Source organism: Devosia sp. Root413D1 (assembly GCF_001425235.1).
Taxonomy (GTDB): domain Bacteria; phylum Pseudomonadota; class Alphaproteobacteria; order Rhizobiales; family Devosiaceae; genus Devosia_A.
Map to the genome: position 1 here is coordinate 447,864 of NZ_LMEA01000012.1, position 13,846 is coordinate 461,709.

At 65.1% G+C, this 13,846-nt stretch carries 10 protein-coding genes; 8 read left to right on the forward strand and 2 right to left on the reverse strand.

Features of this window, described 5'->3' with window-relative positions; translation table 11 throughout:
- Positions 1-47: 47 nt before the first annotated feature.
- The 8 genes from ASC89_RS24495 to ASC89_RS24530 all read left to right on the forward strand — a co-directional run bounded on the left by ASC89_RS24495 (position 48) and on the right by ASC89_RS24530 (position 11,204).
- On the forward strand, positions 48-938 hold the full coding sequence (locus ASC89_RS24495) for a carbohydrate ABC transporter permease (RefSeq protein ID WP_082528453.1): 891 nt from the start codon (positions 48-50) through the stop codon (positions 936-938).
- On the forward strand, positions 938-1,750 hold the full coding sequence (locus tag ASC89_RS24500; protein ID WP_055885646.1) for a carbohydrate ABC transporter permease: 813 nt from the start codon (positions 938-940) through the stop codon (positions 1,748-1,750). The genes ASC89_RS24495 and ASC89_RS24500 overlap by 1 nt, the downstream gene beginning before the upstream one ends.
- Positions 1,751-1,755: 5 nt before the next feature.
- Complete coding sequence (locus ASC89_RS24505) at positions 1,756-4,938, forward strand: glycoside hydrolase family 38 C-terminal domain-containing protein (RefSeq protein WP_056002911.1); 3,183 nt, start codon at positions 1,756-1,758, stop codon at positions 4,936-4,938.
- Positions 4,939-5,202: 264 nt separating this feature from the next.
- Positions 5,203-6,510: an extracellular solute-binding protein gene (locus ASC89_RS24510; protein ID WP_056002914.1), complete on the forward strand. Its 1,308-nt coding sequence runs from the start codon at positions 5,203-5,205 to the stop codon at positions 6,508-6,510.
- 85 nt (positions 6,511-6,595) lie between these two features.
- Entirely contained in the window at positions 6,596-7,501 is a 906-nt protein-coding gene (locus ASC89_RS24515) for a carbohydrate ABC transporter permease (RefSeq protein WP_056002917.1), read from the forward strand.
- Positions 7,498-8,337, forward strand: a complete 840-nt coding sequence (locus ASC89_RS24520) for a carbohydrate ABC transporter permease (RefSeq protein WP_055885662.1) — start codon at positions 7,498-7,500, stop codon at positions 8,335-8,337. The genes ASC89_RS24515 and ASC89_RS24520 overlap by 4 nt, the downstream gene beginning before the upstream one ends.
- A gap of 18 nt (positions 8,338-8,355) precedes the next feature.
- On the forward strand, positions 8,356-10,104 hold the full coding sequence (locus ASC89_RS24525) for a glycoside hydrolase family 36 protein (protein WP_055885664.1): 1,749 nt from the start codon (positions 8,356-8,358) through the stop codon (positions 10,102-10,104).
- A gap of 14 nt (positions 10,105-10,118) precedes the next feature.
- Entirely contained in the window at positions 10,119-11,204 is a 1,086-nt protein-coding gene (locus ASC89_RS24530; protein ID WP_197421398.1) for a LacI family DNA-binding transcriptional regulator, read from the forward strand.
- Positions 11,205-11,510: 306 nt separating this feature from the next.
- Here ASC89_RS24530 and ASC89_RS24535 read toward each other — a convergent pair whose 3' ends face one another.
- Complete coding sequence (locus ASC89_RS24535) at positions 11,511-12,830, reverse strand: mandelate racemase/muconate lactonizing enzyme family protein (protein ID WP_055885668.1); 1,320 nt, start codon at positions 12,828-12,830, stop codon at positions 11,511-11,513.
- A gap of 81 nt (positions 12,831-12,911) precedes the next feature.
- Positions 12,912-13,835 (reverse strand): dihydrodipicolinate synthase family protein, encoded by a 924-nt coding sequence (locus ASC89_RS24540; protein WP_055885671.1) that lies wholly within the window; start codon positions 13,833-13,835, stop codon positions 12,912-12,914.
- Positions 13,836-13,846: the final 11 nt, after the last annotated feature.

Consider the following 13,846-nt stretch of genomic DNA (forward strand, 5'->3'; position numbering starts at 1 on the left):
CCTGCCGGCGCGGGTCCAGTTTCGTCCTCTATTCGAACGAGCCGTCCATGAGACACCAGGCCAACCCCTGGATCACCAGCAACCTATGGTTGCTCAGTGCCGCAATGCTGCCGGCGATCATTCTGGTCGGTGCGCTGCTCTTCTTCACCGGCTGGGCCGTCACCTTCAGTTTCACCGACCTCGGCCTCACCGGCCGCAAGGCTGTCGAGTGGTCCTGGGTGGGCCTCGAGAACTACGAGCGGCTGTTCACTCGCAAGGGCTTTCTCGAGTCGCTCTGGACCACGGTGATCTTCGTCTTCTTCTCGGCGATTGTCGGCCAGTCGGTGCTCGGCTTCCTGCTGGCGGCGACCCTGCGCGGCACCGTCTCCACTACCCGCAGCGTCGTCGAAATCTGCATCATGCTCGGCTGGCTGCTGCCCGACATCGTCGCGGCCTTTCTGTGGTCCGCCACTACGTCGCAGACCGGGCTGATCAATTCGCTGTTCGTCGTGCCGTTCGGCCTCAAGCCGATCAACTTCATCAACGATTTCGCCCTGCCGGTCGTCACCCTCGCCAATATCTGGAAAGGCACGGCCTGGAGTTACCTGCTGTTCGTCGCGGCGCTCGACTCAGTGCCGAGGGAGATCATCGAGGCCGCCAAGATCGACGGCGCGACCCGCTGGCAGCGCGCCTGGTTGGTGGTGCTGCCGATCATCCGGCCGCACATCGCCACGAACCTCCTATTCATCACCATCTGGACCTTCACCTACTTCCCGCTGATCTTCGCGATGACGGGCGGCGGGCCGGGCCGGCAGACGGAAACGCTGGCGCTGTTCCTCTACAACCAGAGTTTTGCCCGCGGCAATCTCGGCTTCGGCAGCGCCATCTCGGTGGCCATGCTGCTGATCGTCGGCGCCCTTTCCACCGTCTATCTACGCATGCTGCGGGAGCCCAAGTAATGGAACGCACGACGCTCTCGCGACCAATGGCGATCGCGCTCGCCTTCATGGCGGTGATCTGGGTCAGCCCGTTCGCCTGGCTGTTCAGCAATGCCTTCGACACTGCCGCGACCGGGCGGCTGGTCTGGCCGCAGAACTTCGGCATAGGGAACTTCACCGGCGCCATCGGTGGCGATGCGGGGCGAATGTTCCTCAACTCACTGCTGATCGCCGCAGGAACGGCAACCATCAGCGTGGTTGTCGGCGCCGCCGCCGCCTACCCGTTGTCGCGGCTCAGGATGCCAGGCAAGAACGCCTTGCTCTGGACGCTGGTGCTACTGCGCATGCTGCCGTCGGTCGGCGTGCTGGTGCCGCTCTATTTCGCTGCCCAGCGGTCGGGGCTGTTGAACCAGTTCGGCGTCATGCTGGCGCTGAGCTGCCTCAACCTGCCGTTCACGCTGCTGCTGCTCAAGAACTTCTTCGACACGGTGCCGATCGAGCTCGAAGAGGCGGCTTATGTCGATGGCGCGTCGCTCTGGCAGATCGTTACCGGCATCGTGCTGCCGATGTCGCGGGCCGGCCTGGCAGTGGTCTGGTTCTTCAGCTTCACCGGCGCCTGGAACGAGTTCCTCTTGCCGCTGATCTTTTCGCGCGTCGAGGCGGCCTTCCCGATGTCGGTGGGCCTCTATGGCGCGTTCGGACGGATGGGGGCCATCGACTACGGGTTCCTCGCCGCCTTCTCCATCATTTATGCGGCGCCGGCGGTCGGCGTGTACTTCCTGCTGCGGCGGAACATGAACACCGGGTTCGCCGGTGTCGGGGTCAAAGGATAGCCTCAATGAACACTCTCGCGACCAAGCTCGGTCTCCTCGACGATGACATCAAGCAGGAGGAGAAGCTCTTTCGCCTCTGCGCCGACCTCAAGGCCAAGATCTTGACCCCGATCGAGGGTGACTTCGCCTGGCGCTACACCGAGGCCGAGCTCGACGCGGAGGCCGCGCTCAAGGCGGATATCCGCAGCTGGCAGCCCTTCACCGACAAGACGGTGTGGGCCAAGAAGCAGGGGCACACCTGGTTCGTTGCGGAGGTCACCGTGCCGCCGGCGGCCAAGGGCAAGACCTTCGTGTTGCGCTTTTCCTCGCAATGGCAGGACCGCCCGGGCACCACCGATCCGCAATGCCTCGCCTATCTCGACGGCCACGTGGCGCAGGCGATCGATGGCAACCACACCGAGCTGGTGATTGCGCATGACGCAAAACCCGGAACCAGGCGCACGCTGCTGGTCAACGCCTTCACCTTCTTCGACCGGCCGCTGGTCGGCTTCAAGGTCGAACTGCTGGTGCGGCACGAGCGGGCGGAGAAGCTCTATTTCGACCTGTTGACCCCGCTGGAAGTCGCGACCCGGCTGACGCAGATCGACGGCCGCCGCCATGCGATCATGAACCTGGTCGAGCAGTCGCTGCGGGCGCTCGACCGGCGTGGCGGGGTGACGCCGGAATTCGAGGCCTCGCTCGGTGCGGCCGAAAAGATCGCCAAAAAGATCTACGAGCTGGTCGATACCGAGGTGCAGCCGACGGTTTCGGCGGTGGGACACACCCATCTCGATGTCGGCTGGCTATGGCGGGTGATGCATACCCGCGACAAGACCGGCCGCAGCTTTGCGACGGTGCTGGCGCTGATGGCCGAGTACCCGCAGTTCGTCTTCATGTACAACCAGTCGGTGCTGTTCGACTTTTTGAAGAAGGACTACCCGGAGATCTGGGCCGGTGTGGTCGAGCGGGTCAAATCCGGCCAGTTCGAGATCGAAGGCGCGATGTGGGTGGAGCCCGACGCCAACATCGTCTCGGGCGAATCCATGGTGCGCCAGATCATGCGCGGCCGCCGCTTCCACCTCGAGCATTTCGGCGTGGTGCCCAAGACCGTGTGGCTGCCCGACACATTCGGCTATTCGGCCAACATGCCGCAGATCCTCGAGCGCTCGGGACTCGAGTATTTCATCACGTCGAAGCTCAGCTGGAACGATACCGATCGGCACCCCTATGACACGTTCTTCTGGCGCGGCATCGACGGCACCAAGACCAAGGCGCAACTGATCACTGCGCAGAAGTTCGACAGCGAGCGGATCTTCACCACCTATAACTCCGACCTCTCCGTCTCCGAGGTGATGGGCGCCTGGAAGCGCTATGAGCCCAAGTCGGTGAACGACGAGGTGCTGGTCTGCTACGGTTATGGCGACGGCGGCGGCGGGCCGACCCGCGCCATGATCGAGCGCGGCACGCGGCTGGAGCGCGGCATCCCCGGCGCGCCGAAGGTGAAGCTCGAAGGCATCGGGCCGTTCCTCAAGCGGCTCAGCAAGCGCATGGACGAGAACGCCATGCGTTTCCCCGTCTGGAACGGCGAGCTCTATCTGCAATACCACCGCGGCACGCTGACCAATGTGGCGAAGAACAAGGCCAATAACCGCCGCGCCGAGCGCGTGCTGCGTGAGCTCGAGTTCCTTAGCGCCATGGCGATGCGGACCGGGGCGCCCTACCCCAGCGAAAAGCTGAACGAGTTCTGGGAGCTGGTGCTGATCAACCAGTTCCACGACATCCTGCCCGGCACCTCGATCGCCGAGGTCTATGTCGACAGCGACGCCGAATATGCCGGGCTATTCTCGACCCTCGCGTCGGGCAACGGGCCGTGGCACAGCGCGGCGAAGGCCATTGCGCCTAAGGCCAAGGGCGGGTTGCAGCTGTTCAACTTCACCGGCCACGCGCGCGACAAGGCGCTGGTCCGCGTCGCGGGCGCAGCCGAAGGCTCGGCACTGAGCCAGGGCGGCGCAGCCCTGCCGCTGCAGAAGCTGGTTGGTGCCGATGGCAGCGTGACGCCGGCGGCGCCGGCCGACCTGCCGGCGCTGGGCTGGGCGTCGGCCTCGCTGGTGGCCGGTGGCGCCGCGCCGAGATCGAGCCTCTCGGCTTCGGCCAAGCAGCTCGAGAATGAGCTGATCCGGGTCAGCTTCGACGGCAATGGCGAGATCAGCTCGGTATTCGACAAGCAGCATGGCCGTGAGCTGATCGCCGAGGGCGAAACGGCCAACCGGCTCGTCGCCTACGAGGACAAGCCGCTCAACTGGGATGCCTGGGATATCGACCGCTATTTCGAGGAGCAGTTCTGGAGGCTCTCAGAAGGCAAGGCGAAGATCGAGGTGGTGGAGACCGGTCCCTATCGCGCGGCGCTCCGCATCGAGCGGCAGTATCTCAACTCGAAGGTGGTGGAGGTGGTCTCGCTGGAAGCCGGCGCACGGCAGGTGGAGTTCGACACTTTCGTCGACTGGCAGGAACGCCAGACGGTGCTGAAGGCGGAATTCCCGTTCGATCTCAACATTTCGGAGATCCGCTCGGAGATCCAGTTCGGCCATGTGAAGCGCGCCACGCACCGCAATACCAGCTGGGACCGGGCCCGGTTCGAAGCCAGCATGCATCGCTGGGTGGATATCAGCGAGCCGGATTTCGGCGCCGCGCTGCTCAACGACAGCAAGTATGGCTATGACGCGGTGGAACAGCTGGTGCGGATCACGCTGCTGCGCGGCGCCACCTTCCCCGACCCGGCATCGGACCGCGGCGAGCACCGCATCAAATATGCGCTCTTGGTGCATGACGGGGTCAGCGACCTCGCCGACGTGCCGGTGGCGGCCGAGCGGTTCAACAACCCGGTGGCGGTGATCGGCGATGTCTCAGCACAGGCCTCCGCGCCCGCGGAAAGCACGAGCTTCTCCTTCGCCTCGGTCGACAAGCCGAACGTTACGCTGGAGACGGTGAAGAAGGCCGAAAAGAGTGATGCGCTGGTGCTGCGCGTGTTCGAGCACGCCAATGCCCGTGCCAACGCCACGATCAGTTTCGGCGTGCCGGTGAAATCGGCGAAGCTGGTCAACCTGATGGAAGAGGGTGGCGAGCCTATCGCTGTCACCGGCAACAGCGTGACGCTGAACCTCAGGCCGTTCGAGATCGCGACGCTACTGCTGGACGTAGACGCCGGCTGACCTAGCCACATTTCAACACCCCTCGCGGCCGCCTCCCACCGGGAGGCGGCCGCTGTCGTTCGTGCAACCTCCAGCCAGCGTTGTCCAGATTTCTGCAAATTTGCAACGAACTATTGCAAGACTGATTTTCCGCTGCTAGCGTCCGACACGATCCGATCCCGGCGGCACGGTGAAATCAGCCAGCGAAGTCTGGTGGCCAGCTGCAGGGGGCGATCGGGACCGAGGAATCCTGAGGAGGAAAAACTGGACAACACGGTAGGACGTTTGTTTGCGGCAACCGTGCGCCTGGCGCGGCTCGCCCTTGCCACCACGGCGCTCGCCACACTGGCGACGGCCGCTCCCGCCGAGGAGCTGACCGGCACCATCACGGTGTGGAGCTGGACCGCTCCCGCCGATGGGCTGGAAGCGGCGGTTGCCGGCTTCAACAAGCTGCACCCGGGCGTGACGGTGAAGGTGGAAGACGTCGGCAACCCAGCGATCTGGGACAAGATCACCGCCGGCATGGCGGCGGGCGGCGCCGGCCTCGCCGACGTGCTCAACATCGGCATCGACTATATCGGCAATTACATCGAGACCTTCCCGACCGGGCTCGTCAACCTGAGCGAGGTCGGCGCCAACGACCTTGCAGCGCAGTTCCCCTCAGGCATGTGGGCCAGTGGCTCGTCGGCCGATGGCGGGGTCTACGGTATCCCCTATGAGGTCAACACCTCGGGCTTCTTCTATAGGAAGGACCTGTTCGACCAGGCGGGCGTGGACATCAACACGATCGCCACCTGGGATGACCTGCTGGAGGCCGGCAAGAAGATCAAGGAGGCGACCGGTGCGCCGCTGATCTCGATGGACAAGGCAGCGACCGTCGCCGACTCCGCCGGGCTGTGGCAGCTGCTGACCAACCTGCAGGGCAGTTTCTACTTCAACGCTGCCGGCGAGATCACCATGAACGGGCCGGCTGGCCTCCGCTCACTCGAGTGGATCAAAAAGGCCAATGATGCCGGTGTCGTCGCCGATATCCCGGGCGGCTGGGACAACTTCATGCTGCAGATCAAGGGGCAGACCAATGTCGCGGTGATCCCGGCGGCCTCCTGGGCGGCCGGGGTGTTCGAGAACGAAGCTCCTGACATGGCCGGCAAGTGGGGCCTGAGGCTCCCGCCGGCGGTCGAGGCCGGCGGGCTGACCGCCGCGATCTCGGGCGGTACTTACCTCTCTGTAGCGGGCACCAGCCCGAACAAGCAGGCGGCCTGGGAGTTCGTCAAATATGCGATGGGCACGCTCGAGGGCCAGCAGGCGACCTACGCGGGCGGCGGCATGTTCCCCGGCTTCAAGCCGATGCTGGAGAGCGACGGCTTCGTCAAGAAGAGCGCCTATTTCGATGCCGAGGTGAACAAGTTCTTCATCGACGAGCTCGGCCAGAACACCCCGACGGTGAACTACACCACCGATTATGCCCGGGCGCTCAAGGCCTATACCGATGCCCAGACCCAGGTGCTGCTGAGCGGCGCCGACCCCAAGACCGTGCTCGATGAGGCCGCCGCGCTGGTTGCCGGCCAGACCGGCCGGACCATCGCCAACTGATACGCTCCGCCTGAGCGTTACGGCGGCAGGATTATGGACTTTCCTCCCGGTCCTGCCGCCACACCCTTCCCTTCCGGTGAACCAGATGACGTCGTCCAAGCTGCAGCCGGCCACGCGCCGGCGCTGGCGAGGCTCCTCGCCGCGCCTCACGCCCTACCTGTTCCTGTTGCCCGTGCTGGTGCTGTTCGCCGGCTTCAAGGTTTACCCGTACCTCTATGCGGCCTGGCTGAGCCTCACCAAGATCATCAAGGGCCAGACGACCTTCGTCGGGCTCGGCAACTACGGGCGGCTTGCCACCGATCCGATCTTCTACAAGGCGCTCAGCAACACGCTGATCATCCTCATCACCCAGGTGCCGCTGATGCTGGGGCTGGCGCTGCTGCTGGCCGTGGCCTTCAACTCGGCGCTGCTCAAATTCCGTGCCTTCTGGCGCACCGCCTATTTCGTGCCGATCGTCATGGGGCTGGTGGCCTACGGCATCCTGTTCTCGACGCTGCTCAACAGCCACCACGGGCTGGTGAACTTCCTGCTCGAGGCCGTTGGGTTGCCGCGGGTGCCGTGGCTGGCCGACCCGGTGTGGGCCAAGGTGTCGATCATCATCGCGCTGACCTGGCATTACACCGGCAACAGCGCGGTGATCTACCTGGCGCAGCTGCAGTCGATCCCGGGGGAGCTCTACGAGGCGGCCGAGATCGATGGCGCCACGGCGTGGCAGCGCTTCTGGCACATCACCCTGCCCGGGCTGCGTCCTGCCATCACCCTCACCGTGGTGCTCTCGACCATTGGCACGCTGCAGCTCTTCGATGAGCCCTACGTGCTGACCAATGGCGGGCCCAACAACGCCACGCTGACTATCGGCATGTACCTCTACCAGAACGGTTTCAAGTACTTCGACTTCGGCTACGCCTCGGCCATCGGCTACGTGCTGACCGGCATTATCGGGGTGATTGCGCTCATCCAGTTCCGGTTCCTTAGGGAGAAACAGGCATGAGAACCGACCGCAGCCCTCAGACGCGCGCCGCGAGCCTCGCCGTCAGCATCGTCATCGCCATTGGCGGCCTGCTGATGCTGGCGCCGTTCTACTGGCTGATCGTCGCCAGCACGCACCGCACCAGCGACATCTTCTCCAACCCGCCGAACCTCGTGCCCGGCGACCAGCTGTGGGTCAACCTCACGAACCTGTTCGTCGGCGAGGGTTTTGGCCAGGCAGTGCTCAACTCCACCCTGGTGGCGACGATCTATGCGTTGCTGGGCGGGCTCGTCTGCACGGCGGCCGGCTATGCCTTCGCCAAGTTCCGCTTCCCCGGACAAGGGGCGCTGTTCGGCATCGTGCTGGTGATCCTGGCGCTGCCCTCGCAGGTGACGCTGGTGCCGCTGTTCCAGATCATGGTGCAGCTCAACTGGCTCAACACCTACCAGGCGCTGATCCTGCCCAACCTGGCGCTGCCCTTCGGCATCTTCCTGATGCGCCAGACCATGCAGTCGGTACCGGATGAACTGATCCAGGCGGCGCGGGTCGATGGCGCCGGTGAGTTCCGGATCTTTGCGCAGATCGTCCTGCCGACGATGCGGCCGGCCCTGGCGGCGCTGGGCATCTTCCTGTTCCTCGCGCAGTGGAACGACTTCGTCTACCCGCTGATCGTGCTCAGGACCTCGGACGCCTACACGGTGCCGGTGGCGCTCGCCTCGCTGCAGGGCCTCAGCGACACCGACTATGGCCAGTTGCTGGCCGGCACCATGGTGTCGGTGCTGCCGGTGCTCGGGGTGTTCCTGTTCCTGCAACGTCATTTCGTCGCCGGCATCCTCGCCGGCGCGGTCAAGCAATAGCATTAGGAGACTGGCACCGTGCTGCTGGAAGACTACGCATCCGTCATGGCCCCTGCCGTCACCGGCATCCCCGGCGTCGAGGTGACAATCGGCACTGGCTGCCGGGTGATCGGCAAACAGAGCCTCGGCGAGCTCGAGATCACCACGATCGAGACCGATGGCGAACTGATCCGGGTGTCGCTCGAAGTGCCGCTCGGCGATATCGAGGGCTATTGGTACCCCAACGCTTCCATGCGGGCGCTGCCGGCCGACTGGAGCGGGCGAGACAAGACCAGCATCATTTCCTCGAGCCCGCTCGGCTGTGTCTATGACCGGCACTGCAAGGCCATCCTCGCCTTCTGCTTCGACCAGCAGATCGAGGAGAGCCAGTTGCGCTTCGGCGTCTCGGAAGAACACAAGAGCTTCGTCATCTATTACGAGCACGACCCCAAGGGACCGCGCACCATCCGGCTCGCCACGGCACGGGCCGGGCTCGATCATGCGGAGGCGGTCGGGCTGCTGCGCGACTGGCTGCGCGACGATATCGGTGAGCCCTTGCCGGTGCCCTTCGCCGGGACCGTGCCGGTCTACTGCACCTGGTATGCCTATGCGCAGAACATCGATGCCGAAAAGATCGAGCGCGACGCGGCCCTGGCCACTGCCCTCGGTTGCAAGGCGGTGATCATCGACGACGGCTGGCAGAAGCTGGCCACCGGCCGTTGGTATGCCGGGTGCGGCGACTGGATGGCCGACCCGCAAAAGTTCCCCGATATGCGCGGGCATATCGACAGGCTGCACGGGCTTGGCCTGTCGGTGATCCTCTGGGTGGCGCCGCTGCTCCTGGGCGAGAAGAGCGATGCCTATGCCCGGCTGAAGCCGTTTGCGCCCTACCACAATGCCGACGGCTGGCGCGCCTCGGCGCTCGATCCCAGGTACCGCGAGGTGCGGGAGCACTTCGTCGCAACCTGCATCCGCTTGATCCGCGACTATGGTGTCGACGGGCTGAAGATCGATTTCCTCGACGGCGTCGTCGCCTATCAGGGGACGCCGACCGGCGGCGATATCCCCGATGTGGGGCAGGCGCTGCATGCCACGTTGCAGCAGCTCAAGACGGAGTTGAAGGCGGCCGGGCTCGACGAGGCGCTGATCGAGTTCCGGCAGGCCTATGTCGGGCCGGCCACCGCGCCTTACGCCAACCTGCTGCGGGTCGGCGACTGCCCGGTCGATGCCAACCAGAACCGTCGCGCCACCGTCAATATGCGGATGATCGCGGCCGGCCAGGTGATCCATTCGGACCCGACCGTGTGGGACCACCGCGCCGGCGCGGAGCCGGCGGCGCGGCAGTTGCTCAACGCCTATTTCAGCGTGCCGCAGGTCTCCATGGACCTGTCGAGCCTGCCAGCAGTGCAGCGCGACGCGGTGCAGGCGGTGCTGCAGAACTGGATGGAAGACCGCGAGACGGTGCTGTTCGGTGAGGTGAGCGCCGGGCTGCCGTCCGAGGGATATCCGGTGGTACAGGCGCGGCACCAGGGTCGGCTGGTGGTCGGGGTGTATCAGCCGCTGGTGGTCGAGATCGACCTCGACGGCGTCACCGAGTTGCGGCTGCTCAACGCGACTTCCCACGAGCGGATCGTTGTGCGATGGACCGGCAAGTCTCGACGGCTGAGCGGCATCGCTCACTCCGCCCGCGGCGATGTCGGCATGCCGCTCGAAGTGGACACTGAGGGGCTTACCGAACTCAGCATTCCGGTGTCTGGTATTGCGACGCTCAGTGTCTTGAACGAGTAGCCACAGGGGAGCCAGTGGACAGGTCCGACGACAGCAATGGGCCGCGCAGCCAACGTGGCCGCAGCAGCGGCACCGAGGGTGCGGCGCACCGGCCACGCCCCCGTTCGCCGGCCGCCAATATAGGGCTTGCCGCGGTCGCCGAACTCGCCGGGGTCAGCGAAGCGACAGTCAGCCGGGTGCTCAACCGCAAGTATGGCGTATCGACCGCAACACGCGAGGCAGTCGAAGCGGCCCTGCGCAAGGCGGGCTATGAGCGGCAGCTGAAGGGTGAGCTGGTGCTGCTGCTGGTGCCCGGTGTTGCTGAATCGATCTTCGCCGACCTCTGCGAGGCGATCGAGAACGAGATCGCGCCTTATGGCTTACGCGCGGTGATCTGCCCCGGCACGCAGCGCGAGCGCGACTATGTCGAGGCGATGATCGATGCCGGCATCGCCGCGGTGGTGTTCCTGTCGTCGAGCAATACGGTGCGCAATGCCGATCCGGTGGCACGGCAGCTGCTGCAATCGCGCGGCATCCCGTTCATCTGCGTCAATGGCGGCTTCCCCGATACACCCTCGCCGGTGTTTTCGACCGACGACTGGCGCGCCGCCGAAATGGCGGTGGCGCATCTCTACGACCTCGGGCATCGCCGAATCGGCATGTGCGCCGGGCCGGTGGGCAACACCCCGGCCGATCGCCGCGTCGAGGGGTTCGTCCAGGCGATGGACCGGCGTGAGCTGCCCAATTCCGAGGATTTCGTGGTGCGGCAGTACTACAATGTCGAGGGTGGTCGGCACGCGGCCGAGGAACTGCTGCAGATGGGCGTGACGGCGATCGTGGCGTCGAGCGACGACATGGCGCTGGGGGCGATGCGCGCCATCCAACGCGCCGGGCTTCGGATCCCCGGCGACATCTCGGTGATCGGCTACAACGATTCCTACATGCTGGATTTCACCGACCCGCCGCTGACCGCGGTGCGGCAGCCGGTCGAGCGCATTGCCGAGAACACCACCCGCGCCATCGTGGCGCTGACCGCGAACCGTTCGCTGCCACTGGCCGAAGTGCTGATCGATCCGGAATTCCGGCTGCGCGGTTCGACCGCGCCGGTGACGACGAAGTAACCCCCTTCATCAATGAGGTGGTCCACGGCCTCGCCTCCCTCCACCGGCTGTCATCCCAGCGAAAGCTGGGACCCATTTCACAGCCCGCGCTGGAGGAGAGTTGGATCCCAGCTTTCGCTGGGATGACACCGAGTGGGTGGGCAGATCGTAAGCCAAAACGGGAAAGCGATCCGCCAGAAATAGAGAGGCCCAGACTAGGAGGTGGAACTCCAGCTGGGCCTCAGTCATCGGGCGGCGAAGCCCGACAACGGAGTTCACATAGACCGATGACCTGCGTGAGTCCAGCGCCGATGTCGCATGGCTGGCCTACTCCGGCCAACGATCGTCCGGGCGCCAGAAGCCGAGTTTGGGGGTGTTCCACTCGTCGGTGGGGAGGAACATCGTGCCGGGAGTGCGGAGGTTCGCTTCGATCGCCTCGAGGTTGAGGTCGATGCCGAGGCCCGGCTTGTCGGGCACGGTGACGTAGCCGTCGGCCATGTAGTTGGGCTCGAGGCCGGTGACGAGGCTCTCCCAGAACGGCAGGTCGAGGCCGTGATGCTCGCAGGCGAGGAAGCTCGAGATCGCGGCGGCAGTGTGGATATTGGCCATGAAGCCGATGGGCGAGCCGGCGCAGTGCAGCGCCGTCGGGATGCCCTCTTCTTCGGCGTCGTCGGAAATGCGCTTGGTTTCCATCAGGCCGCCCGAGGTGAGCAGGTCCGGGTGGACGATGTCGAAGGCGCGGGTGCGGATCGCCTCGCGGAAACCATCACGCAGATAGAGATCCTCGCCGGCGGCGATCGGGGTCAGCAGCGCATCGGCGATCTTCTTGTGGCCCGGTATGTCGAAGCGCGACACCGGGTCTTCCATCCAGGCGAGATCGAACTTTTCGAGCGCCTTGCCGAGGCGGATGACCTCATCGGAGGTGAGATAGCCTTCGCCGAAGTGATCGACGCAGATCTGCACGTTGGGGCCGACGGCCTGGCGGACTTCGCCGACGACATGCGCGGCGCGTTCGATGGTGGCATCGGTGAGCTTGACGCCGCGGCCATGCATCGGTGCCTTGAACGGCCGGCCCTCCTCGTAGGCGAAGTCGTATTTGGCGTCGTTGCCGATCAGCGGGCTGTCACCGGTCTCGAACAACGACGGCCTCAAATCGAACTTGATCCAGGTGAGGCCCCGGTCACGACGGCCGAGCACCGCGGCAACGAAGTCCTCAGGGGTCGGATCGTCGGGGGTCGGGGTGTCGCCGTAGAGGCGGACCTTGTCGCGATGCTTGCCGCCGAGCAACTGGTAGCACGGCACACCATAGACCTTGCCGATCAGGTCCATCAGCGCGATCTCGATGCCCGAGACACCACCGCCTTCGCGGCCCCAATTGCCGAAGCGCTTGATGGTGCGGAAGATCATGTCGACGTTGCAGGGGTTCTGCCCGACCAGCATCGACTTGAACTGCAACGCGTTGCTGGCATGGCCGGCGTCGCGCACTTCGCCAAGGCCATAGACGCCCTGGTTAGTGTCGATCCTCAGGATCGGATAATCGTAATTGGCTGCCACCACGGCGAGCCGCATGTCGGTGATGCGAAGTTCGGACGGGTTGGAGTGGGTGGTTATGGCGTTTTCAATCCGGCCCAGCTGCTTGTCGGTCATCTTGCTTCTCTAGGTTGTCGTTTATTTTGGTCGCGCTTTCGAACCGGAAAAGTCTGCAACTTTTCCTGAAAACGCTCCGTTTCAGCGGCGGTGCGTATAGGCGGGGAGCATCAGGTCGGCGAGGTCGTCCATGATGGCGGCGGCCTCGGCGCGGGCGGCAGCGTCGAGCGCGCGGAAGCCGGATTGGCGGACCGCAGCGCTGGGGATGACGCCGCGCTGCTTCAGCACCTCCTTCATCAGCGGCATGCCGTAATTGCTCTCCATATCGAGCAGCGGCAGCAGGCGCTGGAAGATGTTGCGGGCGCGCCTGTCGTCCCCGGCTTCGATGGCGTTCCACAGCGCCACGTGCACGTCGGCGATTTCGCAGGCCGGCATGGTGCCGGAGACGCCGTGACGGACTTCCTCCATCAGCGTCTTGCCGGCCTTGCCGCCCATCACGCCCTCGAGCTTGTCGCCGCAGAGCCGGATGATCTCGCCGACGGTCTGGGCCGGGTAACCCGACTCTTCCTTGACGAAGCGAGCGGTGGGGATCTCGCTCACCAGCTCGGCGATGAGGCCGGCGCTCAGCGGCGAGGCGCCCTGCCCCGAGACGTTCTGGATCACCAAGGGCAGCGTGGTGGCGGCGCCGATGGCCTTGTAGTGCGCCTTGATATCGGCCGGGCTCGAGGGATGCAGCGTCGGCGGCAGCGACATCACCGCGTCGGCGCCGATCGTCTCGGCATGGCGGGCGAACTCGACGGCGAGGTGGTAGTGCGGCGCCGACACAGCGACGATCACCGGCACCTTTCCCTTGGCCTTACCGACGACGATCTCGGCGGCGCGCCGGCGTTCGGCTTCGCTGAGATAGAAGCCTTCGCTGGCCAGCGCGTTGGCGACGACGCCATGGACGCCTGCGGCAAGACAGAAATCGAGCGTGCGCTCGAGGGCCGCCTCATCCAGCCGGAAGTCGTCGGTGAACGGCGTCGTGACGATCACGAAGATGCCGCGGTAGTCGTTGCGATCCATGGGTATTGCCT